At 65.4% G+C, this 26612-nt stretch carries 22 protein-coding genes; 2 read left to right on the top strand and 20 right to left on the bottom strand.

All coding sequences use genetic code 11. The features are described from left to right. Positions 1–35 precede the first annotated feature (35 nt). From ACIA48_RS08160 to ACIA48_RS08070, 19 genes are all read right to left on the bottom strand, one after another. A complete protein-coding gene (locus tag ACIA48_RS08160) occupies positions 36–890 on the bottom strand; it encodes an SDR family oxidoreductase (protein ID WP_396729535.1) in 855 nt (284 codons plus the stop codon). Between the two features lie 166 nt (positions 891–1056). Further along, a complete protein-coding gene (locus tag ACIA48_RS08155; RefSeq protein ID WP_396729533.1) occupies positions 1057–2397 on the bottom strand; it encodes an ATP-grasp domain-containing protein in 1341 nt (446 codons plus the stop codon). Beyond that, on the bottom strand, positions 2394–3668 hold the full coding sequence (locus ACIA48_RS08150; RefSeq protein WP_396729531.1) for an MFS transporter: 1275 nt from the start codon (positions 3666–3668) through the stop codon (positions 2394–2396). The genes ACIA48_RS08155 and ACIA48_RS08150 overlap by 4 nt, the downstream gene beginning before the upstream one ends. After that, positions 3665–5359: a class I adenylate-forming enzyme family protein gene (locus tag ACIA48_RS08145; RefSeq protein WP_396729529.1), complete on the bottom strand. Its 1695-nt coding sequence runs from the start codon at positions 5357–5359 to the stop codon at positions 3665–3667. The genes ACIA48_RS08150 and ACIA48_RS08145 overlap by 4 nt, the downstream gene beginning before the upstream one ends. A 48-nt stretch (positions 5360–5407) precedes the next feature. Next, positions 5408–6682: an aminotransferase class I/II-fold pyridoxal phosphate-dependent enzyme gene (locus ACIA48_RS08140; RefSeq protein WP_396729527.1), complete on the bottom strand. Its 1275-nt coding sequence runs from the start codon at positions 6680–6682 to the stop codon at positions 5408–5410. After that, positions 6679–7602 carry a prephenate dehydrogenase/arogenate dehydrogenase family protein gene (locus tag ACIA48_RS08135; RefSeq protein WP_396729525.1) on the bottom strand — a complete coding sequence of 308 codons (924 nt, stop codon included), beginning with the start codon at positions 7600–7602 and terminating at the stop codon, positions 6679–6681. The genes ACIA48_RS08140 and ACIA48_RS08135 overlap by 4 nt, the downstream gene beginning before the upstream one ends. Beyond that, a complete protein-coding gene (gene pabB, locus ACIA48_RS08130) occupies positions 7599–9704 on the bottom strand; it encodes an aminodeoxychorismate synthase component I (RefSeq protein ID WP_396729524.1) in 2106 nt (701 codons plus the stop codon). The genes ACIA48_RS08135 and pabB overlap by 4 nt, the downstream gene beginning before the upstream one ends. Continuing rightward, entirely contained in the window at positions 9704–10060 is a 357-nt protein-coding gene (locus tag ACIA48_RS08125) for a chorismate mutase family protein (protein WP_396729522.1), read from the bottom strand. The genes pabB and ACIA48_RS08125 overlap by 1 nt, the downstream gene beginning before the upstream one ends. 1 nt (position 10061) lies before the next feature. Next, on the bottom strand, positions 10062–11465 hold the full coding sequence (locus tag ACIA48_RS08120) for a phenylacetate--CoA ligase family protein (protein WP_396729520.1): 1404 nt from the start codon (positions 11463–11465) through the stop codon (positions 10062–10064). Between the two features lie 213 nt (positions 11466–11678). Continuing rightward, complete coding sequence (locus ACIA48_RS08115) at positions 11679–12848, bottom strand: pyridoxal phosphate-dependent aminotransferase (protein WP_396729518.1); 1170 nt, start codon at positions 12846–12848, stop codon at positions 11679–11681. 61 nt (positions 12849–12909) lie between these two features. After that, complete coding sequence (locus tag ACIA48_RS08110; protein WP_396729515.1) at positions 12910–14307, bottom strand: adenylosuccinate lyase family protein; 1398 nt, start codon at positions 14305–14307, stop codon at positions 12910–12912. After that, positions 14304–16295: an FAD/NAD(P)-binding protein gene (locus tag ACIA48_RS08105; protein ID WP_396729513.1), complete on the bottom strand. Its 1992-nt coding sequence runs from the start codon at positions 16293–16295 to the stop codon at positions 14304–14306. The genes ACIA48_RS08110 and ACIA48_RS08105 overlap by 4 nt, the downstream gene beginning before the upstream one ends. Before the next feature lie 13 nt (positions 16296–16308). Further along, complete coding sequence (gene aroF, locus ACIA48_RS08100; protein ID WP_396729511.1) at positions 16309–17331, bottom strand: 3-deoxy-7-phosphoheptulonate synthase; 1023 nt, start codon at positions 17329–17331, stop codon at positions 16309–16311. A 240-nt stretch (positions 17332–17571) separates the two neighbouring features. Continuing rightward, positions 17572–17700: a hypothetical protein gene (locus ACIA48_RS08095; protein WP_396729509.1), complete on the bottom strand. Its 129-nt coding sequence runs from the start codon at positions 17698–17700 to the stop codon at positions 17572–17574. A 36-nt stretch (positions 17701–17736) separates the two neighbouring features. Beyond that, a complete protein-coding gene (locus ACIA48_RS08090) occupies positions 17737–18174 on the bottom strand; it encodes a DUF732 domain-containing protein (protein WP_396729507.1) in 438 nt (145 codons plus the stop codon). A 312-nt stretch (positions 18175–18486) separates the two neighbouring features. Beyond that, entirely contained in the window at positions 18487–19128 is a 642-nt protein-coding gene (locus tag ACIA48_RS08085) for a cutinase family protein (protein WP_396729504.1), read from the bottom strand. A 107-nt stretch (positions 19129–19235) separates the two neighbouring features. Beyond that, positions 19236–20285 (bottom strand): NAD(P)-dependent alcohol dehydrogenase, encoded by a 1050-nt coding sequence (locus ACIA48_RS08080; RefSeq protein WP_396729502.1) that lies wholly within the window; start codon positions 20283–20285, stop codon positions 19236–19238. Positions 20286–20403: 118 nt separating this feature from the next. Continuing rightward, complete coding sequence (locus ACIA48_RS08075) at positions 20404–20679, bottom strand: YciI family protein (RefSeq protein WP_396729499.1); 276 nt, start codon at positions 20677–20679, stop codon at positions 20404–20406. Between the two features lie 10 nt (positions 20680–20689). After that, positions 20690–21793 carry an iron-siderophore ABC transporter substrate-binding protein gene (locus ACIA48_RS08070; protein ID WP_396729497.1) on the bottom strand — a complete coding sequence of 368 codons (1104 nt, stop codon included), beginning with the start codon at positions 21791–21793 and terminating at the stop codon, positions 20690–20692. Between the two features lie 160 nt (positions 21794–21953). Here ACIA48_RS08070 and ctaD point away from each other — a divergent pair, with 160 nt between their 5' ends. Together ctaD and serB are read left to right on the top strand one after the other, a co-directional pair. Next, positions 21954–23699: a cytochrome c oxidase subunit I gene (ctaD, locus tag ACIA48_RS08065; RefSeq protein WP_396730703.1), complete on the top strand. Its 1746-nt coding sequence runs from the start codon at positions 21954–21956 to the stop codon at positions 23697–23699. 48 nt (positions 23700–23747) lie between these two features. Continuing rightward, positions 23748–24986, top strand: coding sequence for a phosphoserine phosphatase SerB (gene serB / locus ACIA48_RS08060; RefSeq protein ID WP_396730702.1), 1239 nt, complete (start codon positions 23748–23750; stop codon positions 24984–24986). A 71-nt stretch (positions 24987–25057) separates the two neighbouring features. Here the strand turns inward: serB and ACIA48_RS08055 are convergent, their stop codons facing one another. After that, positions 25058–26500, bottom strand: coding sequence for a PLP-dependent aminotransferase family protein (locus ACIA48_RS08055; protein ID WP_396729494.1), 1443 nt, complete (start codon positions 26498–26500; stop codon positions 25058–25060). Between the last annotated feature and the right edge of the window lie 112 nt (positions 26501–26612).

Below are 26612 nucleotides of genomic sequence, written 5' to 3'. Positions count from 1 at the left end.
GTCAGTGATCGAGAATCGTCTTGCGGCGCAGTCATTTACCGATGGGGTCTGGCGGTGAACATGCGCCGCCAGATGTTCTGCACCTGCTGGGCTGGGAGTAGGCGATCCAACCACGGGAGAACCGCGGAGCTGCGCGGGCCGATCACGTAGGTGAGTTTGAGGTGCCTGGCGCAGATGATTTTCTTAAATACCTTATCTGCGAAGACATCCGGGGGTTTCAGCTTGAAGTTGTCGCCGATGGCCGAGGCGCCATCTAGGAAGTGCTGACGGTATTGGTCGCGTAGTGGCTCGGGGATCAACGTCCAAAACTGTTCGGCGGCTTCCGGTGTGGTGTCCACCATGGGGGTGTCCACGCCGCTGGGTACGAGGTTGGTGACCTCGATGCCGAACGGTGCTAGCTCCATGCGCAGATGCCGGGTGAGGACTACAAGCGCGGACTTGGCTGCCGGGTAGGCAGACGCCATCGGGATGGTCATGTACACCGACGCCGATGTTGTGTTGATGATGCGTCCCTCGCTGTGGCGCAGCATCGGCAGCATCGCCTGCGCCACTTGTAACGGTCCCCAGAAGTTGACCTCGAAAGCGCGGCGATACTCGTCCATGTTCGCCGCTTCGATCACTCCTTCGCGAGACGAGTAGCCCGCGTTGTTGATCAACAGATCAAGCCGACCGCCGGTGTGCTCGCTGATCGTGTTGGCTGCCGCGCATATCTGAGCTGGATCGGTCACGTCGCAGGGCAGCGCGATTGCATTGACCATGCTGTGCCACCGGGTTTGGTCGGGCGGGCTGTTGCGGTACCCCGCGAAAACTTGCCAGCCTTCGCGATGGAGTCGCACGACTAGTGCCTCGCCGATTCCGCTCGCAGCACCGGTGATGAACGCCGTCTTCATCGGCGAACCATATCCCCGGTCCGCACGGTAGATACCAGACTTCGCAAATGGCATCTGGTCAGTCGAATCTCGTGTTGCTTCACGGTCTTACCGTGACCATGACCATGACCTCGACCCCATCTCGCAGGCAACTCCAAGGGTGTCGTTGTCACCATCGAGCCTTGAGTTACGACGGCGACTGTGCACTTCGGTCCGACGATGGGTCCGTCTGGACGGTCACCGCCCGGCGAACCCTCTCCTCGATCTCGTCCAACTCGGCGAGCGTCGGCGCGTCGATGATAAAGGTCACTGCTCGGTCGTCCGAACTGCGGATCGGCCCCAGCTCCGTGCCAATCGGTTCATAGACGAACACTGCGCGCAGAGCGGCCGGCGCATCGGCGGGCGATGCGGAAATGTCCGGCCAGGGATTGCCGTCGTCGACCCAGCGAGCCTCGACTCCGGGCCAGTCGACTTTCACATCGACGAGGGTTCCGGGCTTGTGCCCCACGTACACCTGGCGTGCGAAGCGCCGAGCCTCGGGATAGTCGGCGACCTCTCCGAGTGCGATCCGCAGGATCTCCGGCTCCATCGGCAGACCCGTCGCGAGCCGGTACAGCACCATGATCCCGTCGCCGGGCGTCCGGGCGGCAACCTCGATGAGGCGGGCCTCGCCAGCATTGTCGAGCCTGAACTCCGCATGCGTGATGCCGTTCTCGACGCCCAGCTGATCGAGCATCGACGCGTTGGCGCGCTGCACCGCATCCCACGCAGCATCGCGCGGGGCGGGCACGGTGTGGGCCATTTCGACGAAGTACTGGGAGTCGACATCCGTCGTCTCCTTACGCGTCACCGAAGCGAACAGCGCTTTGCCGTCCTGGACCAGGCTTTCGATCGAGTACTCCTGTCCGGTGATGGCCTGCTCCACGAGGATGGTCTCCTGCTCCGGATACTCGGCCAGCTGTGCAGCCAACTCGGCGCGCTTGTGCACCATCTGCACGCCCTGACTCGAGTGCCTCGTTGCCGGTTTGACCACCGCTGGGAACGGGACGGACCCATGGTCGACGGACTCGCGCGCGCCGGGCGGAATCAGAACGGATACCGGGCTGAGATCTGGCATATACCACCGCTGGAGGTACTTGCTGCGGCAGGCGCGGGCCGCCCGCAATCCGGGGAACGGGAGGCCGAAGTAATCGGCGACCACGCCGGTCGGCTCGACCAGCGTTTCCCCCACTGCATAGATGCCCGCTACGTCGTACCGGTCCCGCCAGTGCCCCGCGTGCTCGATCACACCGGGAAGGAAGGAGCCCTCGGCCCCGACCGACCCGTCGACGAAGGCGATCTCGTCGATCACGGAGGCTGGGTGCGCGGGGTCGCCACAGTGCGTCTCCGCGTACCGGCGGAAGTCCGCCGGGGTGATCACCAGAACCTTCAGACCTTTTCCTCGGAGCTCCTCGATGTAGATGGGGTCCCGGCAGACCACGGGCAGGGCGCCGGTCAGGATGAAAGCGCGGGGCCGAGGCTCGATCATGCTGCGTTCCCTTCCGAAGTGGCCGCGACAAGACCGGTCGACGGCTCGTCGGTCGGGACGGAGAAGGATCGAGTGCGCAGTGCCCACCGGGCGACCGGCACGGTGAACAGACCCGCCGCGACGAACAGCGCACCCAGCGTCACCCAGCCGATCTGGCCAAGCCCGAGGCACAGAGCACCGAGCACCGCGGGCGCTACCGCGAACGCGGTGCCCAGACCCATGTCTTGCAGGCCCACGTACTCGCTCTGCGCGTGTGCCGGCGCCAGTTCGAAGCTCAGCGCGAAAACCGCTGCCGCGTGGCACATCTCGCCCACCGAATGGACAGCCACCGCCGCGATCAGAACCGCGACCGCGGCCCACATCGAGAGGTCGGCGGCCAGCGCCACTCCCACGCAGGCAACCAGGAATACAAACCCGGCAACGCGCATGGCGGCGGCGCCCTGGCGGACGGTCTTGACCTTCCGCCCGACCCAGACCTGCAGTGCCACAACGCCGATCGTGTTGATGATCAGCACGGCGCCGACCATCCAACGCGGGGCGTTCGTCTCCATGGCGATCCACAGCGGCAGGGCGAATGTGATGACCGCATACTGCAGACTCATGACCCCGTTCAGGATCGTGTACACGATGAACGGCTTGTCCCGTAGAGCCACGCCGCGTCGCGTGCCGGGCGGAGCAGGGAGCGGTGAAAAGTATGGGAGCCTCGCGCACACCCATGCGCCGATCAAAAAAGTTGCGGCATTGGCGAAGAACAGCACCTGATATGCGGCCAGCGAGTGCAGCGTCAGCGCCAAGCCCCCGACGGCGGCACCGATGCCGACGCCGGCGTTCTCGATAGCCCGGAGCTGGGAGCGGTACGCGGCCGCACCCTCGCCTCCGACGCGGCGGATGAGACCGCCGCGCGAAGCTCTCGACGCCGACGTCGCCAGCATCTCCACTACGGTTACCGCGACGAACATCCAAATGCTTTGCACGAAGACGTAGCCCGCCATCGTCAGTGCCAGCACGACCAGGCTCATGGTCGCGACTCCACGGGGGCCGCGGCGGTCGGCAAGGTGACCCATCGGAACGCCGGCGAACAGGCCGATCAGTCCGGCCACAGCCAGCCACAGGCCGACCTCGGCGACCGACAGTCCCAGTCCCTCAGTGAAATACAAGACTGACGACGTCATGAACATTCCGGTGCCGATGTTGTAGACCCCGGTGGCCAAGCCCAGGCGACGACGCGCACCGGGCTCGGGCACCAGGGATGACAGCCAGTTGCCGATCATCCCGCGACCACGCTTTCGGGCATCAGGAACGCGGCGACGGCGCGGTTCTCCTGGGACAGATTCTGCGCGAGATCGCTGTACTTGTCGCGTAGTTCGCGCTTGAGTACCTTGCCCGTCACGCCCACCGGGAAGTCGGCCGGAGTCTGGGCGACGTCCAGCACGGCGATGCGGGGATGGCCGCCCGCGTTGGCCAACACCTCGTTGGCTTCAGCCAGCAGCAGTTCGGGATCGGCCGACGAATCGTCGGTGATGACGACGGCGACCGGAATGATGTCGTCACCGAGGCGGCCTGCGACGACGGCGACGTCTGTGATGGCACCGATCTCGCTGAGCAGCACCTCCTCCATGAGCACGGAGTAGCCGGTGCCCTCGGTGGTCTCGATGGCGTCCTTCGTCCGGTCGACGACGTAGTAGTTTCCGTCCTCGTCCTGATACACGAGGTCGCCGGTCAGCCAGTAACCGCCGAGCTTCGAGCGATAGGTGGTGTCCGAGTCGTTCCAGTACCCGGCGGTGATCGACGGGCCCTTGGCCCCGAAGAAACCCACCTCGCCCACCGGCGCCTTGCTGCCGTCGGGTCGCAGCGCCGCGACCTCGGCGACGGGATCGGGCTTGCCGACCCGACGGTCCGTGCGCTCCGACGCCAAGGTCCGCGGCAAGACCACCAGACCCCATCCGAGTTCGGTCGTGCCGAACCGGTCGTAGAAAGTCGGGGGCTCCTGGTTCGGGCTGCGCTTGGCCAGGATCGCGCCGATGTGGGCCTCGTGGATGGCATCACCCATGTTGACCCAGTAGTCAACCGAATCGACAGTCCCGCTGGGTGTTTCGAGGACAGCCAACTCGGCGTAGGCGTGCGCGAATGCCATGACACCCTTCGGCTCGTGCAGGCACACGGCTTCGGCCAGCTCCTCACCGCTCGGGTCATAGAGCGCAACCAGCGGGGTGCCGGCGAGGATCGAGTATGCGGTGTACACGATGCACCCGAGATGCGACTGCGGCTGAGCGGTCATCATTCGCTCGTTGGCGGGCTCGATGTAGTTCTGAAGGCGGAAGCGCGGTCCGGCGACGCTGGACGCGTGAGTCTGGGTGACGGCCTTCGGAATTCCCGTCGTTCCCGACGAGTGCATGATCGACACCGGGTCCTCCGCGGCATGCTTGAAGCGCCAGGCGTCGGGCAGCACTGCCGGAGGCGGAGCGGGCAGGTCGTCGGCGAGCTGAACCCACTGAAGGCCCTCGAGCGATCCGATTCCCTCGGCGATGGTTTCGAAGCGGGACCGGTCGGTGTAGATACCCACCGGCGTCGTGCGCTGGCACAGCCCGAGCGCCAGAGCCGGCGAGGCCTTGCTGTTGATGAGCACGCCGATGGCGCCCAACTGCGCCAGTGCGTTCAGGTGGATGGTGTAGGCGAATGTGTCCGCCATGTAGAGCGCGACCCGGTCACGCGGACCGACGCCCTGCTCGTGATACCAGACCGACCAGCTCTGGGCGAGTGCATCGATCTGGGCGAGCGTGAACTCCGTCTGCTCCTCCCCGGCGGTGTTGATCACCGGCCGGCCCGTGCGGATGAACGGGATGTGCGGGTCGGGGTGCACGGCCATGGCCGTAGCCAGCAGGTTTCCTCCTCCGAGCTCGGGCAGCGCCGCCAGTTGGGAACGTTGTTCGGGGGTCAGCAGTGCGTGGGTGGAAATCGTCATTGTTCAAACTCCTTGCTGTTGAGTGCGATTGGATGGGTGGGTAGAAGTTCAGGGAGTGAGCTCGAGGGCACGGGCGGCTGTCTCGAGATCGCTTTGCTGGTGCAGGGCTGACACGGCGAAGCGCATCAGTCCGGTGCCTTTTGCAACCGTGGGATAGAACGCGGGCAGGACCAGCACACCGGCCTGCTTCAACCGGCGGGCCGCCGCGAACGCCTCGGTCTCGCTGTTGTAAAGCGCACCGCGGACTGGTGAATGCAGCCCGGCATTGACCAGCAGGCCCGCCGTCAGCCGATCGAACTCGACGGCGTTGCGCCAGAGCTGCCCCTGCAACTCCGCAACCTGGCCGTCGACGTGCAGCCGTGCGGCGGCGACGTTCGCCGCGAGCATCGGAAGCATGATCGAGTGCCCGAACACCAACGGGTTGGCGAACTTCCGCAGTACCCGCATGTCTTCCTGGCTCGGCACGACCGCGAAGCCGCCGGCGCCACCGAATGCCTTCGACAGCGAGCCGGCGAGGACGACATTCTTAGGGAGCGTCCCCCCGAGCGCTTCGAAGGCGTATCCGGCGCCGAGTGAACCCTCGATCGAAACCCCATGGGCGTCATCCACATAGAGGTGACCGCCGAAGGGTTCGAGGATGGCCTGCATCGACGCGACATCGATGAGACCGCCCATCGACCCGACGCCGTCGACCAACACAATCGGTGTCCGACCGGTGGCCGCGGCCTCACGAACCGCCGTGGGCAGCGCCGCGGGATCGGTCATGTCGAAGCGCTTGGTGGGCCCGATCTGCTCGAGCACGCCGCGGATCACCTGAATCGAGGCGTGCGCGGTCTTTTCGACCAGGAAGGTGACGCCTGCGTCGGATACGGGATAGCTGGGCAACGCGCCCGCGCCGAGCAGCGGCAGCAGGCCCAGGTGAACGTTGCTGACCGAGGTGAAGGCGGCCACTTCGGCACCGCCGTACATGATGGAGAGCAGCTCCTCGAGCTCGCGAAGGTACGGCGGCCGTCCCCGGTTGCGCGAGGTCGAGAAGTGAAGACCGAAGCGGCTCATCGCCTCTGTGGCCGCGGCGATCAGGTCCGCGTGCGACTCTAGGCCGAGATACGAGCACGAGACGAACTCCACGGCGTCGCTGCCGTCTTCGAGTTGAACCCGCTTGCCGTCACGCGCGGTGATGACATGCCCGGTCAGGTTCTCTGCGAAGGCCCGGTCGAGCGAGTCCGAGGTCTTGCTGACGCGGGACTCGACCCAGTTGGGCCGGCTCTTCGCGTTTGTTGACCCGGTGGCGGTGGGCGTGTGGATCTCCATCAGGTTTGTCATTTGACTATCTCCCTTGTTCGGTCAGTGGTGATGGCGCGCAACGCTTTTGCGCTGCGCTCTCGGTAGGCACCCTGCAGGGGGCCGAGCACCCCGCAGAGACGGTTGAGCAGGTCACCGAATGCCGCGGGGTCGTCGTCCTCGACGACATCCGTCAGCTGCGACACCCCGCGCGCCAGGGCGCGCCGAGCCGCGGGGGCGTGGGGGTTGGCCGCCTGGACGTCCCAATACACCTCGGGTGCACCAGATGCGATGCGCGCCAGCAGTGACAGCAGCGCGGCGTGCGGCGGTGGAGCAATCTGGTCCAGATCGGTGATGTCGATCTTCAACTCGGCAAGGGCGGCGCCGAAGGCGATCACGGCGGCGTGGGTGAGGGCCTGCGAGGCCGCCGACATCCGGTCGTGCTGGTCGGCGGTGACGGACACCACGCGCGCGCCCCACTGCTCGATGAGTGTGCGCAGCGTGCGCGCCCGCCGGCCGTCGCGCACAGTCACCGAAGCGACCGGGTGCCCGACGAAGCCAAGGGAGGGAGCGAACATAGGGTTCAGGCTCAGCGCCTCGCCTGCGACCATCACGGCCGCGCGCAGGGCAGGGACCACCGCGCTCTTCACCGACAGCGTGTCGACGATGAGGGCGTCTGGTCGCAGCTCCCGCGCAATCCGGTCGATGGCGGCCAAAGCGATCGGCTCCGGCACGGACAGCAGGACAGCGTCTGCTGCTCTGACGAGGTCGGTCACGATCGCGTCGGGATCGGCGATGTCGCCCTGGACGAATCGAATGAAAGGGTGATTGGGCCCGGGGGCGGCGACGTCGACGACGACGACGTCGTTGCCGGCTTCCTGCAGCCGCTCGGCGAACAGCGAACCCACCGCGCCCGAACCGCCGGCGACGACGATGCGCCCGATGGCTGGCGTGGCGCTCATGCCGCACGCTCCTGCTCGCCCGACGTCGCGAGGGCGGTGATCATCGTCCTCGACTTGACCACGGTCTCGTCGAACTCCCCGGCCGGATCGGACAGGGCGATGATGGCGCCGCCGACACCGAACGTCACCAGCCCGTCCGCGACGACAAGGGTGCGGATCACGATGCTGAGATCGCTTGCGCCCGAGAGTGAAAACCATCCGAGCGCACCGGAATACACTCCGCGGGGACCCTGCTCGAGCCGGTCGATGATCTCCGTCGTGCGGACCTTGGGGGCGCCGGTCATCGATCCACCCGGGAACGCGGCGCGGACGCAGTCGACTGCCGACCGGCCCGGTGCGAGTCGCCCGCGGATTGTGGAGACGAGCTGGTGCACCGCCGGGTAGGTCTCGACGTCGAAGAGCTTCGGCACATGGACCGATCCCACCGAGCACACCGTGTTGAGGTCATTGCGGAGCAGGTCGACGATCATGAGGTTCTCGGCGCGGTCCTTCGGGTTGTCGCGCAGTTCGTCGGCCAAGGCGCGGTCCTCGGCGTCATCCGCGCCTCGTGGACGAGTGCCCTTGATCGGCTTCGCCTCGACGACTCCCTGCCCGTCGATCGAGAGGAACCGCTCCGGGGATGCGCTGAGCACAGCCACGTCGTCGCCGAAGTCCAGCAGGGCACCGAACGGGACGGGGCTTACGTTGCGAAGGTGAGCGAATGTCGGTAGCACGTCGATCGACTTGTGGACGGTGACCATGTTGGTCAGGCAGATCTCGTACGACTCACCGGCTTTGATCTCTTCCAGGCACTCGTCGATCCGCTTGAGGTAGGCGTCCCGGTCATGCCTGAGCTCGACGTGCATGCCGATGTTCGGATCGGTCATGGCCGGGCCTGACAGCGGCCTGGCCGGGGCCGGATCAGTGGGAGCAGCAGGGAGGTCATACAAGATCGCCGCGGTTGCGGCCAGCCAGGCCTCGGTCGCTGCGGTGCTGGCTGCGTCGCCGGCGGTGGACAGGGCAAGCAGGTAGCTGGTGCGTGTTGCGTGGTCGAGGACGAGTGCCCGGTCGGCGAAAACCATTGCGGCGTCGGGTGTGTCGGCTTGATAGGTGTTCGTGCCCCCGGCCTCGGCCTTCAGTTCATAACCCAGATACCCGACATAGCCGAGGTTGAAATCGAAGGGCAGGTCGGCCGGGGCAGGAACCGCGCGGGTGCGCAGCTCGTCGCCGAGGTAGTCAAAGAACGGTTGCAGAACCAGCTCGGTCGTTCCGTCGGCCTGACGGATGGTGACCTTCTCCTCAGCGACGCTGTAGGTGAGGTATTCGGCGAGCGGACCATCCGCGTTGCCCATGATCGAGAAGCGCGACAACCCTTCGATCACCGAGCTGCTGTCGAGCCAAAAGGCTTGATCACCGCCGGCGAAGAGGGAGCTGTAGGCCGTCAGCGCCTCGGGGTGGACGTCGAGGTGCCGCACGTGCAGGTCGTAGCGAGAAGGATCCGTCGTGGCAGCGGACGCCGGGGCGAAGGCCGGGACGGAGACAGCCGCCTGCCCGCCCGATGCGAGATTGAGGAAGTTGGCGATCAGCTCGTGACCGAAGGCGCTGCTGATCGACTCGGGATGAAACTGCACGCCCCACAGCGGAAGACTGCGATGGCGGACGCCCATCACGACCCCGTCGTCGGTCCACGCCAACTCCTCGAAGTCCTCCGGAACCGAGGTGACGGCCAGCGAGTGGTAGCGCACCACGTCGTACGGCGAGGGAATGCCCGCGAACAGATCGATGCCTTTGTGCCGGACGGCCGAGATGCGTCCATGCATGGGTTCGGGCGCGCGGCCCACCTCACCGCCGAAGAGGTGGCAGAGACCTTGATGCCCGAGGCAGACGCCGAGCACCGGCAGTCCGCTTTCGAGGATCACCCGGGCGCTGACGCCGAAGTCGCGGTCTTTCTCGGGACTGCCGGGGCCGGGCGAGATGACCGCGGCATCGAACCCGTCGAATTGCAACTCGTTCCAGGCTGTGTCGTTGCGGACAACGGTCGGTGCCTGGCCGGAGACCTCGCCGATCAGCTGGAAGAGGTTATAGGTGAAAGAGTCGTAATTGTCGACCAGTAGGACGCGCATCAGGCGGCGCTCCCGTCGGCGTCGATGTCCGCGGTGTCGGCGGGCGAGATGATCAGGTCCTCGATGCGGCAGGTCTCGCCGATGATCAGGTCGTAGAACTGCTTCATGAAGGTCAGGTCGAGGCCGTTGGCCTCGGCGAATCGTGCCGCGCGCTCCTGCACTACACCGATGCGGTGAGGTTGCATCATGGGCACGCCATGTGCCCGTTTGTAGTGGGCGATGCTCCGGCACACGTCGACGCGCGCACCGAGGGCTGCGAGAAAGTGTGCGTCGATTCGATCCAGCTCGGCGCGCAGCGTCTCCAGAGTGTCGGGGTGAGCTTTTTCCTGAACATCAAGGCCGGCAATTACTTTCATGTCATCGCTCCTTAGAACCACCGATTGAGTGCTGTTGATAAAGGACTGGGACCTTCCCCCGCTTCGAGCGTGCGAACTGTTCGATGTCCGCCTGTTGCACCTCGAAATCCACGCACCGCGGGCTCACGATCACCTCGTTAATCTCATGGGCGTCGTGCAGGGCTGCGCGGACCGCGTCGGTCGTGATGCCCTCCGGTGTCGCCCGCGACAACAGCAGGCGCACCCGGTACTTGTGGTCCTCCCACAGGACCTGAAGCTGGCAGTCAGTCGGCCTGGATACGCCGAGCGTCGCGAGCGCCGCCAAGAGGTGGTCACTGGAGAACGTGATCGTGTCGACCGTCATGGAGTTCGGCATGCGGCCGAGGAGCACGACCGATCGGGCGGCACTGCCGCATGCGCAGTCGCCGGTCAGCAGCTGACCGCGATCGCCGAGCCGATAGCGGAACAGCGCCATCCCTGACGTCGTCAGAGTCGTGACGACGAGCTCGCCGGGCGTCCCCGGGGGCACCGGCCGGCCGGCCTCGTCGATGACCTCCAGCACGACGGCGTCCTCGTGGATGTGGTGCACGGCACCCGTCTGGTGGCGGCACTGGTAGCCGATGGGACCGGTTTCCGACGTCGAATAGGCCAGCGACCGCACGGTGACATCCGGTGCGGCCGAGCGCACGATGCGCTCCCGCTCGACCCCCAGCGACTCGCCGATGAAGAGGAAGTTCTGCAGGGGCAGTGGCCGTCCGTCCAGGCCCCTTGCCAACAGCTCCGCTCCGTAGGCGGGCGACGCCGCCAAGGTATCGATGCCGTGCGTTTCGATGATCGCAGCGGCTTCGGCAGGCGAGGTGTATTCGCCCATTGCGAAGGAAAGTGCCGGCAGTGACCGCGCGATGTCTTGGACGAAGAGGAACGCTCCGTTCAGGTCACCGGCGAACAGGCAATTGGCGATCCGGTTCGGGGGTGTCTCCAATGCGGCTCGGATTCCACGCGCGCCCAGAAGTTGCACACGATCGGTGAAATCCCACGAGTGATAGAGGATTTTCGGGCGGCTGGCGGTCCCGCTCGATCGCAATACGAGCCCGGGGTTGCGTGCGTCGAAGACGAGGTCCGCAGATTGCGGTGGGGAATCCGCGGCCAGATCCGCGGACGTGAGAAAGGGCAGCGCCGCAAGATCGGCGACCGTATCAACGGCCTGCAGCCCCGGGAAGCGTCGCCACACAGCGGTGGACTGGCGCGCGGCTGCCTGCGTGGCTCGCAGATTGTGTTGCCGCGTGGCTTCGATTTCGTCGCGGGTAAGCGAGTCAAGATCGTCCGCGAGACGGATCCCGCCAACGTCGCGGATCCGAGGATTCTTCACGCGATCGCCGACCGCCGCGACGGTGTCGCTCTTCGGCAATGCTGTGACGTTGGTCATGACAAAAATGGTGATGTTTGGCAGGGGATTTCGTAATCGCCAAGACGCCAGACTCCGCTTGCCGAAGGGGAAGGATTTCCTATCTGTCTGGTAAGCATCTCGGGCAACGGACATGATGTCGGGCGCGACGACCACCGCCCCATGACCGAAGGTTGGTCATGGGGCGGGTACGTGCGTGACCATGTCGCGCGGTGGAAGGTCGCGGTGGAAGGTCTAGGTGCGAAGCACCGACAGCCTGCGGATCGCGTCGTCGAGGGTATCCTCGCGCTTGCAGAAGGCGAAGCGCACCAAGTGATTCCACGCTTCTGCGTGGTCGGCCTTCGGGTCGCACAGTGCGGACACCGGGATCGCCGCCACGCCTGCGCGTTTTGGCAGCTGTGCGCAGAATGTCGTGCTGTCGGCGTACCCGAGCGGACGCGGGTCGGCACACACGTAATACGTGCCGAAGCTGTCGTGCACCTCGAATCCCACATCTGCCAGGGCGGAGCTCAGCTTGTCGCGCTTCTTCTGCAACGATTCACGCGCCGCGAGAACCCACTCGTCCTCGGTGTTGAGCGCATGGGCTATCGCGGGCTGAAAAGGCGCCCCGCCGACGTAGGAGAGGTATTGCTTGGCTGCGCGCACCCCCGCGATGAGTTCTGGTGCACCACAGGCCCATCCGATCTTCCAACCGGTGACGTTGAACATCTTGGCCGCGCTGGAGATCGTCACCGTGCGGCCGGCCATCCCGGGGTAGTTGGCCAGCGGCATGTGCCGGTGCTCGTCGAATACCAGGTGCTCGTACACTTCATCGGCGATCACCAGCAGGTCGGCGTCCACCGCGAGCTGAGCCAGCGCTTTGAGTTCATCGTCGGAGGCCACCATGCCGGTCGGATTGTGCGGCGAGTTCACGATCATTGCCTTGGTCTTCGGCGTGACGGCCTTTCGGAGACCGTCGACGTCGATCCGAAAGCCACGGCCCTCCCGGACCAGCGGTACAACCCGCCGGTGGCAGCCGGCCATCGCGATGGCGGGTGAGTAGGAGTCGAAGAACGGCTCGATCAACAACACTTCGGAGCCGGGTTCGACCAGCCCGAGTAGCGCGGCGGCGATCGCCTCGGTTGCGCCGACGGTGACCAGCACCTCGGTTTCGGGGTCGTAGTCGGTGCCGAAGTGGCGCTTCCGCTGTGCGGCGATGGCCTCGCGCAGCGACGCGATGCCGGGCCCGGGCGAGTATTGGTTGACGCCGTCGGCGATGGCGTTCTGGGCGACCGCGAGCATGGCCGCCGGCCCGTCTGCGTCGGGGAATCCCTGGCCGAGGTTCACCGCGCCGACGCGTGCGGCCAGCGCCGACATCTCAGCGAACACCGTGACCGCATAGGGCTCCAGTCGCCGAACCGTCATGGCTGGGCCTCGCAGCCAGACTCGACGTGCCGCGGAGTGAACACCAGCGCGGCAACATGATTCATTCCGAATCTCCTTGCCGAAGCTTTTCGAGACGCTCGAGCGCCCGGTCGACCAGCGGAGCGGACATCCCGATGTAGCCGGACGGGTCGAACAGCCCGGACAAGTCGGGGCAGACCACTCCGCGCTCATCGAGCGCAACGGCGAGTAGGTCAGCGAGGTCGGCGCCATCCCGCTCGGCAGCCGATGTCACCTCCGCCAGTACGCGTTTTGCGTTGGCCTTACCGAGCAGCGGTGCCAGCACGACGTTGACCCGCTCGGAGACGATGGCGCCACGGGTCAGCTTCAGATTGGCGGCCATCGCCTCGGGTGAGATCCGCAGTGCCGCCGCGAGGGAAGCGGCGTTGGCTGCCGCACCGGCGCCGATGCGCAGGCACTCCCGCAGCGGTTGCCATTCGGCATGCCAACCGCCAGAGGACCGCTCGTCTTCGACGGCCATGGAGCCGAACAGCACAAGGGCGATCGGTGGCAGCTGCCGGGCAGCCGTCGCGACGAGTGTCGAGTACACGGGATTGTGCTTCTGCGGCATGGCCGATGACGCACCGCGCCCAGGAGCCTGTTCCTCGGCGACCTCCCCGATCTCGGTCCGGGTGAGCACGAGAACGTCGGCGGCGAACTTGCCGAGTGCGCCGGTGGTGACCATCAGGCTGGCAGCGACGTCGGCCATCGGTGTGCGGATCCCGTGCCAGGGCAGATCCGGCTCGGCCAGGCCTAAGCGGCGGGCCACCAAGGCAGGCAGACGCAGCGTCGCAGCGACCGGATCGGTCGTGTCCAGTGCGTAGTGGTGGTAGGCGGCGAGGGTGCCCGCCGCCCCGCCCAGCGACACGGGCAGTGTGGCTCGGGCCCGGCGCACCCGCTCGACGGCGTCGAGCACCAGATGCAGCCAGGTGGCGGCCTTGAGCCCGAAGGTGACCGGCACGGCGTGCTGTGTCAGGGTGCGCCCGGACATCGGTGTGTCCCGGTGCTGCTTAGCCTGTGCGGCAAGGCTTTCGGCACACGACAGCAGGTCCACGGCGATGCGGTCAAGCGTTGATGCGCACAGCAACATCAGTGCCGTGTCGAGGATGTCCTGGCTGGTGCTGCCACGGTGCACGTACTCGGCTGCGGACGCATCGACGGAGCGGACCGCTGCGGTGAGCTGCCCGACGAATGCGACAACGGGGTTGGCAGTCTCGCGTACTCCCGCCGCCACCGCCGCGAGGTCGATTCGAGCGGGTACAGCGGCGGTCCTGATGGCCGCCGCCGCGCTGGGCGGGATCACACCCAACTCGGCCTGCGCCTCCGCCAGGGCGACTTCAGTGGCGAGCATGGCTGTCAGCAGTGCGTCGTCGTCGACGAGGTCAGCGGCTCCCGTCGCCGCCCACGCCGGCGCCAGAATTCCGTGGTCCATGGAACTCATGCCGACCTCTCGGTCAGGTCGTCGGCAATGAGCTGCGGTCGGCGGTCCACGGCGATGTGCAGGCAGGACCTGGCTATGGCGTCCGCGTCACCGAGGATCACGGAGTTGACGCCCGGGCGGATGCCCGCCGCTGTCACCCAGTGCACCGACTCGGTGGGCACGCCGAATGCGAAGCGCCGCGGGTGTGGGTGATCCTCGGCGTCGAGCAGCCGGTACGGACGCCGCGTGACCGCGACTCCACCGGCGACGTAGTGACCGCCGCCGCGGATCGGCATCCGATAGGGCTGGCACTCGCCGCGGTCCAGCAGCGCGCGCAGCAGTGGGTCGGTCGTTCGGTGAACATCGGTCTCGGGCAGTCGCGCCTCGATCAGCGTGGCAGACCGCACGGTGAGGTCCGGGCAAGCTTTGGAGTATGCGACGAAACCGTCGCCTGTGCAGTCGACCCGAATGTCAGGGCCGAGCACCTCGAGCACACCGGCATCCATGAGAGCGGCGAATTGCTCGATGCGTTCGGCAGGCGGACCGATCGACAGGGCGGCGTTCAACGGCATGTACCAGCGCTGAAGTTCGTCCCGGTAGGAGTCACCGGACAGGCCGCCATGGTCGACGAGCAACCGGATCTCGTTGCGCAGGTCGCGCAGGACATCGAGGGCTGCCGTACGCGGTCCGGCCACGTTGCCCTTGACCGCCTCTCGCACTTCATGGTCCAAATACGACCGCAACGAGTCGCGGAACCGCTCGGTGGATGCGAGGTCGTCGTCGTCGAACGGCGACGCGATCCTCCGCCAATCCCAACCATCTTCGGAATCGATACCGAACATCGCAAGGACGCGGCGCTGGGCTTGGCTCTCCTCAATGGCCAAGGGGTCACCGAAGAGCGGTACCGTCGCGGGCCCCGCAGCAGTGAACAGTGCAGCGAATTGTGCAGCATCACAATCACATTGGTGTTCACGCACCAAGGCCTCGTAGTACACCGTGCGGACTTCCTGGTCGATCAGCGGCCAGATGTCCCGACGGAAATTCGCGGGTGCGCCCGCGTCGGCGCTGACGCGTAGCCGCTTGATCACCTCAGCGGTGATGTACCGCGCTTCGTGCCGGCCGAACGACCCTTTCTGGTTCTTGCCGCGGGCGTGGTGCGGCACGCCGCGCCGAGATCCCGCAACCAGTCGTGGTTCCAGCCCTGAGGGAAGGTACCGCAGAGTGTCGTCGGCACCGCGCACGAATGTGCCGCCGCGGCCGATCGTGAACAGCGCCATGTAGTCGAAGAAGTTGAGCCCGAGGCCACGCATGATCACCGGTTCGCCGGCGGGTATGGCATCCAGCGAGACATCCGCAGGGTTGCTCGGTGCGATGTACCGCAGGCCGTGCCGGTCAGCGAGCTGACTCAGCGCCGTCTCAGGCTCGCCGAGTCGATGTGGCATGTGACCGAGCGCAAGCACCACGGACTGCAATTCGCCGATGATCTCCCCGCTGTCAAGTACGACTTCCTGCAAACCATTTGGGGTGTCACGAACGTCCACCGCCGTCGCCTCGTGCGACTCGAAGCTGACAGACGGTGGCGCCGTCCAGATCATGCGATCGCGCGCCCACTGCAGATAGCTGCCATAGAACGCCCGGGACGGATAGTCGTCCGGGCCTAGCGCGACAGCCTCGGCTCGAATGGGCTCGGGCACGGACGGGCTGCCGATCAAGGCGATCGAGCGAGCCCACTCGTAGAGGCTAGGTCCGGTCACCACCGGCCCGGCACAGTCGACTGTGTCGTCGACGTAGACGGTCACCTGACAGGCGACCGTGTTCATCAACAGCACCTGGTTCTGCGTGCTACGCCAGACCTGGCCGCCAGCGGACACATACGGGTCGATGATGTGGATGACGAGTTCGCTCCCGCGCGGCAGCAACGATTCTGCGTTGGCGCAGAGGCGTTCGGCGACGGACAGGCCGCGTGGGCCAAGCCCGACTATCGCCAGCTGCAACTTTTCAGTGAACACCGAAGGCCCCGATCTATGCGCCGCTCATGTGGCGGCCGAGTCCGGCTGCCAGAGGAGCGAGCCGGCTCATCACGTCGGCGAAGTGTTGTGGACGGATCGCCTGGGCGCCGTCGCACAGCGCCTGTTCCGGCTGGACGTGGACATCGATCAGCAGCGCGTCGGCGCCGACCGCGATCGCGGCGAGCGACAGCGGTTCCACCAGCTCCGGGTGGCCACCGGAATGGCTGGGGTCGACGATGACGGGTAGGTGGGTGCGCTGCTTCCAGAGCGCGACCGCGCTGAGATCGAGCGTGAAGCGCGCCGACGGCTCGAAGGTGCGGATCCCCCGCTCGCACAGCACAACCTGGTCGTTGCCCTCGAGCAGCAGATATTCGGCCGCGGCGATGGTCTCATCCACGGTGCACCCGAAGCCGCGCTTGAGTACCACCGGAAGGCCGCTCTGGCCGGCCGCCGTCAGCAGGGCAAAGTTCTGCATGTTCCTGGCGCCGATCTGGAGCGCGTCGACCACCGAGGCGAGCCGCTTGACGTGCTCCGCGTCGATCACCTCGGTGACGACGGGCAGACCGGTTCGCTCCCTGGCCTCGGCCAGTAGGTCAAGACCGTCCCACTGCAAGCCCTGGAAGGAATGCGGCGAGGTGCGGGGCTTGAAAATGCCACCGCGAAGGCCGACCGCACCGTGTTCGGCGACGGCGGCGGCAGTGGCGAACGTCTGCTCCGCCGACTCCACTGCACAAGGTCCTGCGATCACCGCGACGGAACCGTCGCCGATCGTGGTCGGTCCGAAGGAGACCACGGTGCCGTTAGGGCGAAGTTCTCTGCGCCCCAAGAAGACATCCTTGTGCTTTTGGATTTGGTGGGTGGGTGCCGGAAGCGCCGGAACAGCCGTGGGGGCATCGGATACCGAAAGGATGAGAGTCTCTCCCAGCCGGTGCATCTCGGTTAACGCGCCAGCGGCCTCCAGGTGCCGTATCCATCCGTCGACGCCGGCGGGGCTGACGGTCTCGTCGAACACGAGGAGTGTGTCTGTGTTGGTCACGGTCTGTGTTTCCGATCGAGTTAGGTGAGCTGGCTGACGTTGGGCATTGCTGAAATGGTGAGGTTTGGCGAGTGATTTCGTAATCGCCGAGATGCCAGACTCCGCTTGCCGACAGGGAAGGTTTTCCTATCCGTCCGGTAAGCATGTGGGCGCAGCGCAAGTCACCAATTGGGTGCCTAATTGCTAGTCAGGCTCGTTTCCGGCCATACCGCCAGTGCGCGTGATCGACTTCGAAGTTCTCTACAGCACAAGAACTTTGGCGATCTGGTGGTCCGCGGCGAGGCGTACCGCGTCGAGATCAAAAATCCCGTCGCCGCGCCCGTCGGGACACCTCAGCAGATTGACTGAACGATTGTTGGAGACGGGCATGCCAAGGCGGGCTATCGCTACCAGGGTCAGTTACCGTCAACAGACGGAATGAACTGAGGTGCTCGACGACATCTCCGCCTGAACAATCTCCCACGCCTCGGCGTCCGTGTAGTCACGTGATCGCAGCAGTAGCGCAACCTGATCCGGGGGGACGCCCGCTTGCCGGTTGACACAAGCGATCTTGCCGTCATTACTCACCCGCTGCGCATTGAGGTAGCCGAAGCCGTTCTCGTGCAACCGACTCCAGAACGGGCTTTCCAGTGCGCCGGTGTTCTCGACCATTTCGTCGATGGTGTCGGCGGACGCGATCTGCGGCAGACTAATTGATACCGCAGCCGCCGCGGCTGCAAGAAGGGCAGTTCGGCGCACCGTCACCAGAACCCCCCGGGTGCTACTCGGGCTCGCGGGTTGGCGTTTTCGGGCATGGTTTTGGATCGCAAAACTCGTGAATTGTGACGACTGAGCCATCGTCATTACAGATCTGCCCGTCGCCGTCGTTCTGCGGCACACAGCCTTGTGGGTCGGCTGACGCAATTGGTGCGACGGGCATAGCAGCCATCAGTGCGATGCCCACGGTGGCCACCACAGTCGCCAACGATGTTGCGCATTTATGCGTCATGGCCTACCCCCACGGCGGAAGCACTTCGCCTTTGCACAGGGTAGGCGGAATCTGATCTGGATAGTCCGAGACGGTCAGTTCTTTTGAGCAGGGTTCATTCAGTGGTGACCGCAATTCCGGCGCTAGCCGAGCCCTTCTGTCGTCACCGAGAACAAGGACTGGGACTTCTAAAGCATGCCCGCGACGTAACCTGCGGCCTGATCCACAAGTCCAGAACCGATGTACGACGGCTGTAGGTGCGAATCCCAATTGAAGCCTCGCCCACAGATGGGGTCGCCGTCCGCGCACTGGTCGATCGTCCTGTCGGCGTAGGCCGGGGCCGGACCGAGTCGCTTACCGCCGTTGCCGAACATCACGACCGCTGCGACATGCTGCCTCTCACTCGACGACAGCCTGTTCGCCCTCGTCATGAGGTCGGCCGCCGTCGCACCCAGGGAGTAGCCGCCGAGCACCATGCGGGTATTCGGGCAGGTTTTCGCCATCGATTGAACGCGCATGCGCATATCGGTGGCGCCGGCCGCGGCGTCGGTGTCGGCGACGTAGTTGACTCCATACACGCCGATCGACAACGGCGTCTTTGAGCGCAGCGCATTCACGAAAACGTCGCCGACCGCGCCCACGCCGGGTGGTTCCTGGCGGCCGCGGGCGAAGGCCACCTCGACATCGGGGCACTGCGCCGACGCCGTCGGGATCAGCGGCGCTGAGGTTGAGGGAAATGCTGCTGGGGTCACTACGAGGATCGCGGCGAGCAGGACGGCCGCCGCCAAGTGGAAAACGCATGGAGGTATCGCAAGAGGCCTGGACTTCATAAATGTTTTTCGCGCGGCCCGTGGCGTGCGTTACGTCGTCCTCGCACCGAAACTGCGGATAGATCGCCCGTATGCCAGAAATCGCGATCTGTCCGCAGGTTGGACGCTTAGTTGCGCAGCGACTCGGTATCGATCACGAACCGGTAGCGCACGTCGCTGGCCAGCACTCGCTGATACGCCTCGTTGATGTAATCCGGTTTGATGATCTCGATTTCGGGCCGCACATCATGCTCGGCGCAGAAGTCCAGCATCTCCTGGGTTTGGGCAATACCGCCGATCAACGAACCGGCCAGGCTGCGTCGTCCGAAGACCAGCGACGGCGCGGTCACTGTCATGGGGCGCTCGGGCATCCCGAGCTCGACCAGCGTGCCGTCAAGCTTCAACAACTTGAGATACGCATCCAGATCGAGGTTGGCCGAGACGGTGTTCAAGATGAGGTCGAACGAGCCGGCGAGCGTCTCGAAGGTCCCGGGATCGGAGGTGGCGTAGTACTCATCGGCGCCAAGCCGCAGGCCGTCCTCCATCTTCTTCAGCGACTGGCTCAGCACGGTCACCTTCGCGCCCATCGCATGCGCGAGCTTGACGCCCATGTGGCCGAGGCCGCCGAGTCCGATCACGGCCACGCTCTTGCCGGGACCCGCATTCCAGTGGCGCAGAGGCGAATACAGCGTGATGCCCGCGCACAACAGCGGTGCGGCGGCGTCCAGCGGCACGCTGTCCGGGATGCTCAACACATAGTTTTCGTCGACGACGATCGCGCCGCTGTAGCCGCCCTGAGTCGGCTCACCGTCGCGGCCCACGCCGTTGTACGTGCCGACCATTCCTGGGTTGGTGCAGTACTGCTCTTCACCCGCTCGACACTGGGCGCATTCGCGGCAACTGTCGACGAAGCAGCCCACGCCAACCCGGTCGCCGACCTTGAACTTGGTGACGTCCGGACCGACCTCGGTGACGATGCCGGCGATCTCATGCCCGGGTACCAACGGATAGTTCGGCTCGCCCCACTCGGCTTTCACCGTGTGAATATCGGAGTGACAGATGCCCGCGAAATGAATGTCGAATGCGACGTCATGTGGCCCGACGTCACGACGGGTAATGGTGGTTTCGGTCAACGGCTCGGTCGCCGATGTGGCGGCATATGCGGAAACAGTGGTCATCAAAACGGCCTTCCACCTCGGGTAATCACAAGAGAAAATTCGCCGCGACACTGCGGCCTACCTCTTGCCCAACGGATGGATGGAGCCCGATCTTCCCCCTGAAACTGTGACTTAGTTCCTAAAGTCCTGGTGCCCGGAAGGCCCCGTTGAACGCCTGTTGCTCATAACGGGCCACGTCAGCCGCCGTGTAGGGATCGCGGTCGACGATGGACTGCGCCTCGTCCGCGCTGAGGTCGCCCGTGATCAGGATGGCCCCGGTCTCGTCCTCCAGGCGCCCCGCCAGCACGATGCGGCCCGCGGCGACTTCGTCCTTCAGCCACTCCAGATGGGCGGGCCTGGTCTCGTTGACGACGTCGGGCGGTTGCAGGTAGGTGGATTTCAAGATGTGGAACATCTGCGCCACGCTAGTTGATCGGAGCGTTGATCCACGGGAGGTCTGCCAGTATCCCGCGGGCGGCGACGATGCCCTCGCCGGTCTGCCACACCTCGTTGTTGACAGCGAAAATTCGATTGTCGCGGTTGGCCGACAGCTTCCGCCATGGGTCACTTTCCATGATGCGGGGCGCACGGTCTTTGGCGGCGGGGGAGTCGAACGAGAGGTAGACGATGTCGCCGTCGGCCGCCGAGAAATCGGGTGAGTTGTTCAGGTCGGCGTCGGTGATACCGATCTCGATATACGGCTTGTCTTTAAAGCGTTGTGCCGCAGGACGATCGACGCCGACGGCGCCCAGTACGTTGCCCGGGAAGTTGTCGATACCGTAGATCCGCGCCGTGGTCTCGGTGAACTCGACGATCGAAGCCTGAAAATGGGTGGCATCGTTTTCGGCGCCGGTCTTGTCGGCGGCGCGCTCGAAGCCGTCGATCATTCCGTTCACCGCGTCGAGGCGACCGGTCGCCTCGCCGACCGTTCGCATGTTGTCCTGCCACGCGCTACCGGGCGGGCCGCTGAACACGGTGGGCGCGATCGCCGACAGCTCGCCGAAATCGTCGGGCGTCAGCGCCTGCGAGCCGAGAATCAGGTCCGGGGTCGCCGCCTTGATCACCTCGATATCGGGTGTGCTGCGAGAACCTGCACCCGGCACGTCGTGGATTACCTGACCCATATATGACGGTTGGCTGCTTGAGCCGTCCGGCAGCGCGGCGGCCACGATGCGCGACTGCAGACCGAGGGCACACAGCGTGTCGAGCTGGTCGCCGGACAGCACCACGATGCGCTGCGGATCCGCTCGCACGTCGGTTTCACCTGCCGCATGACGGACCCGGCGATCCGGCGGGCCGGGGTCGACGGGGGTGGGTTCGGGTGCACAAGACTCGTCTGGCCTGCGCTGATTACCCAGTACGCCGGCGCTGGCGATCCGCGTGGTGCTCGTCACGACGGACTCCTGACCCGCCGTGGGGACGGTGTCGCCGCCCAGCGATCCGCACCCGCTGACCACGGTGATGGTGAGCGCGGTCGCGATCGCCGCCGACGAGGCCGCCAGGCCGGCGCGGGGTCCGCTGATCAGCACGCCGCCGACGGTAACATCCGACCAGTTCGACGCAGGTCAGCCCGCGTCGTGAATCATTTACGACAGTTTGTAGGACCACCACGACTTCCGGGTACACCGGGAGCTAGGATTCATCAGTGAAGACCGCCGGGAATTCCCGACTGGATGTTTGGAGGATCTGTTGGTAGCCGAAGCGCCCCCAATCGGAGAACTCGAGGCTCGCCGTCCGTTCCCGGCCCGGCTCGGCCCCAAGGGCAACCTGGTCTACAAGCTGATCACCACCACCGATCACAAGCTGATCGGCATCATGTACTGCGTTGCCTGCTTCATCTTCTTCTTCATCGGCGGGCTGATGGCGCTGTTCATGCGCACCGAGCTGGCGATGCCCGGGCTGCAGTTCCTCTCGAATGAGCAGTTCAACCAGCTGTTCACCATGCACGGCACGGTGATGCTGCTGTTTTACGCGACCCCGATCGTGTTCGGCTTCGCCAACCTGGTGCTTCCGCTGCAGATTGGCGCGCCTGACGTGGCGTTCCCGCGCCTCAACGCGTTCTCGTTCTGGCTGTTCCTGTTCGGTGCCCTGATTGCGATCGCCGGCTTCATCACACCCGGCGGTGCCGCCGACTTCGGCTGGACGGCCTACTCACCGCTGACCGACGCGATCCACTCGCCCGGCGCGGGCGGTGACCTGTGGATCATGGGTCTGGCCGTCGGCGGTCTCGGCACCATCCTCGGTGGCGTCAACATGATCACCACCGTGGTCTGCATGCGCGCACCCGGCATGACCATGTTCCGGATGCCTATCTTCACCTGGAACATCCTCGTGACGTCGATCCTCGTGCTGATCGCGTTCCCGATCCTGACCGCGGCACTGTTCGGCCTCGCCGCCGACCGCCACCTCGGCGCCCACGTCTACGATCCGGCCAACGGCGGAGTGTTGTTGTGGCAGCACTTGTTCTGGTTCTTCGGCCACCCCGAGGTGTACATCATCGCGCTACCGTTCTTCGGCATCGTGACCGAGATCTTCCCGGTCTTCAGCCGCAAGCCGGTGTTCGGTTACACCACCCTGATCTACGCCACGCTGTCGATCGCGGCGCTGTCCGTGGCCGTGTGGGCGCACCACATGTACGCCACCGGCGCGGTCCTGCTGCCCTTCTTCAGCTTCATGACGTTCCTCATCGCGGTGCCAACCGGTATCAAATTCTTCAACTGGATAGGCACGATGTGGAAGGGGCAGTTGACATTCGAAACACCGATGCTCTTCTCGGTGGGCTTCCTCGTCACCTTCCTCCTCGGCGGCCTATCGGGCGTGTTGCTGGCCAGCCCGCCGCTGGACTTCCACGTCACCGACTCGTACTTCGTCGTCGCGCACTTCCATTACGTGCTCTTCGGCACGATCGTGTTCGCGACCTATGCGGGCATTTACTTCTGGTTCCCGAAGATGACGGGTCGCCTGCTCGACGAGCGGTTGGGCAAGCTGCACTTCTGGCTGACGTTCATCGGCTTCCACACCACGTTCCTGGTGCAGCACTGGGTGGGTGACGAGGGCATGCCGCGCCGTTACGCGGACTACCTGCCGTCCGACGGCTTCACCACGCTGAACGTCGTGTCGACCATCGGTGCCTTCATCCTCGGCATCTCGACGATTCCGTTCGTGTGGAACGTGTTCAAGAGCTGGCGCTACGGCGAGCCCGTCACGGTCGACGATCCGTGGGGCTACGGCAACTCGCTGGAATGGGCCACCAGTTGCCCGCCGCCGCGGCACAACTTCACCGAGCTTCCCCGGATTCGTTCGGAGCGGCCCGCATTCGAGCTGCACTACCCGCACATGGTGGATCGGATGCGTGCCGAGGCGCACGTGGGTCGCGCACACGGGCCGTCAGACGGCGATGTGACGCGACTGGACGACGAGAACGTCCGCACCTGACGGGGCTTCAGGGCAACTGGGGGTGAAGATCCAAAGGTGACGTCACCCATCGGCTCCCCACGTGCTCGCTCGTCGCTGTTGATCACCGTCACCGGACCTGATCAGCCCGGCGTGACGTCGGCGTTGTTCGAGGTGCTGTCTCGGCACAAGGTCGAGCTGCTGAACGTCGAACAGGTCGTCATTCGGGGCCGACTCACTCTAGGAGTGCTGGTCGCTGCTGCTCAGCAGATCACCGGCGGAGCTGAGTTGCGTAGCGAGGTGCGCTCAGCCATTCAGGACTTCGGCCTGGACGTCACGATCGAGCCCAGCGACGACATGCCCGTGCTTCGCGAACCCTCCACCCACACCATCGTCGTGCTCGGACGTCCGATCAGCGCCGAAGCGTTCGGCGTCGTCGCGCACGAAGTCGCGGCGCTGAACGTCAACATCGATTTCATCCGCGGGGTCTCCGACTATCCGGTCACCGGTCTGGAGCTACGGGTGTCGGTGCCGCAGGGCAGCGCTTACGAACAACTGCAGGCCGCGATGGCACGGGTCGCGGTCGACGAGGGCGTCGACATCGCACTCGAGGACTACAGCCTGTCACGACGGGCCAAGCGGCTCATCGTCTTTGACGTCGACTCGACGTTGATCCAGGGTGAGGTCATCGAGATGCTCGCCCACCGGGTCGGCGCGCACGCGGCGGTCGCCGAGATCACCGAGGCGGCCATGCGCGGTGAGCTGGACTTCACCGAGTCGTTGAACCGCCGCGTCGCGACGCTCGCCGGCCTGCCCGCCAACGTGCTGGAAGAGGTGGGCGAGCAGATCGAGCTGACACCTGGCGCACGCACCACACTGCGGACGTTGCGGCGCTTGGGGTTTCACTGCGGAATTGTCTCCGGGGGCTTTCGTCAGGTCATCGAACCATTGGCACACGAGCTCGAGATGGACTTCGTGGCGGCCAACGAGCTCGAGATCGTCGACGGAAAGTTGACCGGCCGCGTGATCGGGCAGGTCATCGACCGGCCCGGAAAAGCAAAGGCGCTGCGCGACTTTGCGCATCAGGCTGGGGTGCCGATGGAGCAGACGGTGGCCGTCGGCGACGGCGCCAACGACATCGACATGCTCACTGCCGCGGGTCTGGGCGTGGCGTTCAACGCGAAGCCGGCGTTACGCGAAGTCGCCGACGCATCGATCAGCCACCCGTATCTGGACACCGTGCTGTTCATCCTGGGCATCACCCGCGGGGAGATCGAAGCTGCCGATGCACGCGACGGTTTGATGCGCCGCGTCGAAATCCCCGACTAAAACCCCGCGAGCAGACGCGAAAACCCCCATTTAGGACCGGAATAGGGGGTGTACGCGTCTGCTCGCGGAAACTAGACGACGACGGTCGTCGGCTCCGGTGCTGCTGAGCCTGTGATGCTGTGCCACGCTCGCGCAAGCAATTCGATCGCTTCGGTGAGCTGTTCTTCGGGTAGCGCATAGGGGATCCGAACAAATCGTTCCAGCGTCCCGTCGACGCCGAAGCGCGGCCCCGCGGGCAGATCGAGGCCCAACCGCGAGGCGGCCGCCGACAGTGCGGTGCTCATCGGTGCAGGCAGTCGCACCCACAGGGACATACCGCCGACACCCGTGCCGGGCTCCCAGTCGGGCAAGTGGCGACTCAGCAGCGACTGCAGCAGGGCGCGACGGGTCCGCAGAATCTCGCGGCGTTCGGGCAGGATGTCGTCGCGGGAATCGAGAAGCCTTGCCGCGGCGAACTGTTCGAGCACCGGGGTGCCCATATCGATCGACGGCCGCAGTGCGGCGATCGTCGCGATGGTGGCACGTTCGGCGCGGATCCAGCCCACGCGCAATCCGCCCCAGAACGACTTCGACATCGAACCGACCGTCATCACGAGGTCGCGTCGCGTCGTCATGAAGGCCGCCAGGGGAGTTGGCATCGGTTCGTCGAGCCACATGTCGAGGATCGTCTCGTCGACGATGGTGCGCGTGCGCGTCTCGGCGATGATGCGCGCCAAGCGTTTCCGGTCGTCCGCGGCCATGGTCAGACCTGTGGGGTTCTGGTTGTCCGGGATGAAGTACGCGAGATTCGGCGCGAGCTGGTGGACCGCGGCCTGCACGGCGTCGAGTTCCCAGCCGGCCTCGGTCATCGCCACCGGGACCGGTCGCGCTCCCGCGGTGGTGATCGCGGACAATGCGCCGTGATACGTGGGCTGCTCCACGAGCACGCGATCGCCCGGCTGTACATACGTCGTCAGGATCAACGAGATCGCGTGTAGCGCTCCCGTCGTCACCAAGATTTCTTCGGGGTCAGTGGGAAGTCCACGCTCGCAATATCTTTCGGCGATGGCCTGACGCAGCGTGCTCACCCCCACGAGTTCATGACCGGGTTCGTGCAGATACGGAGTGACGTCGCGGGTGGCCTCGACGAACGCCTCCATCACGGCGGCTGCGGGAGCTGACAGGGCGGCCGCAGCCAGGCTCAGAGTGGGCGGCGTGGCATCGGTCCGAACCGCGGGCGCCACCGGCAGCGCCGTCGTGCTGCGGGCTCCGCGGCGCGCGTTGAGATAGCCGTCTTCACGTAGCTGCGTGAACGCGGCGGTGACCGTCGTGCGCGAGACCCGCAGCACGTCGGCGAGCGTGCGCTCACTGGGCAGCCGTGCGCCGACCGGTACACGACCGTCGATGATCAGCAGGCGGATCGCGTCCGCCAGCCCCTGATACGCAGGTCCACTTTGACTGGACGTGCGCCAATTGCCCAGTTCGCGGGCCAAAAGGTCCACATTCAGCGCTCGTGCGGCCATTTCCACTGTCATTTGCAAGCCAGTATGCGCCAACTGGCTATTGATGAGCAAGCCAGTTGGTCGGACTATCGACCCGTGAGGACGAATTGGATATCAAAACTGGGCCGCGATTTGGCGAGAGTGT

It is taken from the genome of Mycobacterium sp. NPDC051804 (assembly GCF_044452905.1).
In the GTDB taxonomy this organism is placed as follows: domain Bacteria; phylum Actinomycetota; class Actinomycetes; order Mycobacteriales; family Mycobacteriaceae; genus Mycobacterium.
Note: the sequence above shows the minus strand (reverse complement) of the source record. Positions and strands in the feature narration are given on the sequence as shown.

Coding starts and splice junctions, on each gene's coding strand:
- ACIA48_RS08115 (WP_396729518.1), bottom strand. CDS start 12,848: ATGACGGTTCGGCGACTGGAGCCCTATGCGGTCACGGTGTTCGCTGAG.
- ACIA48_RS08140 (WP_396729527.1), bottom strand. CDS start 6,682: ATGACAAACCTGATGGAGATCCACACGCCCACCGCCACCGGGTCAACA.
- ACIA48_RS08125 (WP_396729522.1), bottom strand. CDS start 10,060: ATGAAAGTAATTGCCGGCCTTGATGTTCAGGAAAAAGCTCACCCCGAC.
- ACIA48_RS08090 (WP_396729507.1), bottom strand. CDS start 18,174: ATGACGATGGCTCAGTCGTCACAATTCACGAGTTTTGCGATCCAAAAC.
- ACIA48_RS08095 (WP_396729509.1), bottom strand. CDS start 17,700: ATGCCCGTCTCCAACAATCGTTCAGTCAATCTGCTGAGGTGTCCCGAC.
- ACIA48_RS08110 (WP_396729515.1), bottom strand. CDS start 14,307: ATGAGTTCCATGGACCACGGAATTCTGGCGCCGGCGTGGGCGGCGACG.
- ACIA48_RS08155 (WP_396729533.1), bottom strand. CDS start 2,397: ATGATCGAGCCTCGGCCCCGCGCTTTCATCCTGACCGGCGCCCTGCCC.
- ACIA48_RS08080 (WP_396729502.1), bottom strand. CDS start 20,285: ATGACCACTGTTTCCGCATATGCCGCCACATCGGCGACCGAGCCGTTG.
- ACIA48_RS08085 (WP_396729504.1), bottom strand. CDS start 19,128: ATGAAGTCCAGGCCTCTTGCGATACCTCCATGCGTTTTCCACTTGGCG.
- ACIA48_RS08120 (WP_396729520.1), bottom strand. CDS start 11,465: ATGACCAACGTCACAGCATTGCCGAAGAGCGACACCGTCGCGGCGGTC.
- ACIA48_RS08145 (WP_396729529.1), bottom strand. CDS start 5,359: ATGACGATTTCCACCCACGCACTGCTGACCCCCGAACAACGTTCCCAA.
- ACIA48_RS08150 (WP_396729531.1), bottom strand. CDS start 3,668: ATGATCGGCAACTGGCTGTCATCCCTGGTGCCCGAGCCCGGTGCGCGT.
- ACIA48_RS08160 (WP_396729535.1), bottom strand. CDS start 890: ATGAAGACGGCGTTCATCACCGGTGCTGCGAGCGGAATCGGCGAGGCA.
- pabB (WP_396729524.1), bottom strand. CDS start 9,704: ATGCGCGTCCTACTGGTCGACAATTACGACTCTTTCACCTATAACCTC.
- ACIA48_RS08055 (WP_396729494.1), bottom strand. CDS start 26,500: ATGACAGTGGAAATGGCCGCACGAGCGCTGAATGTGGACCTTTTGGCC.
- ACIA48_RS08135 (WP_396729525.1), bottom strand. CDS start 7,602: ATGAGCGCCACGCCAGCCATCGGGCGCATCGTCGTCGCCGGCGGTTCG.
- ACIA48_RS08075 (WP_396729499.1), bottom strand. CDS start 20,679: ATGTTCCACATCTTGAAATCCACCTACCTGCAACCGCCCGACGTCGTC.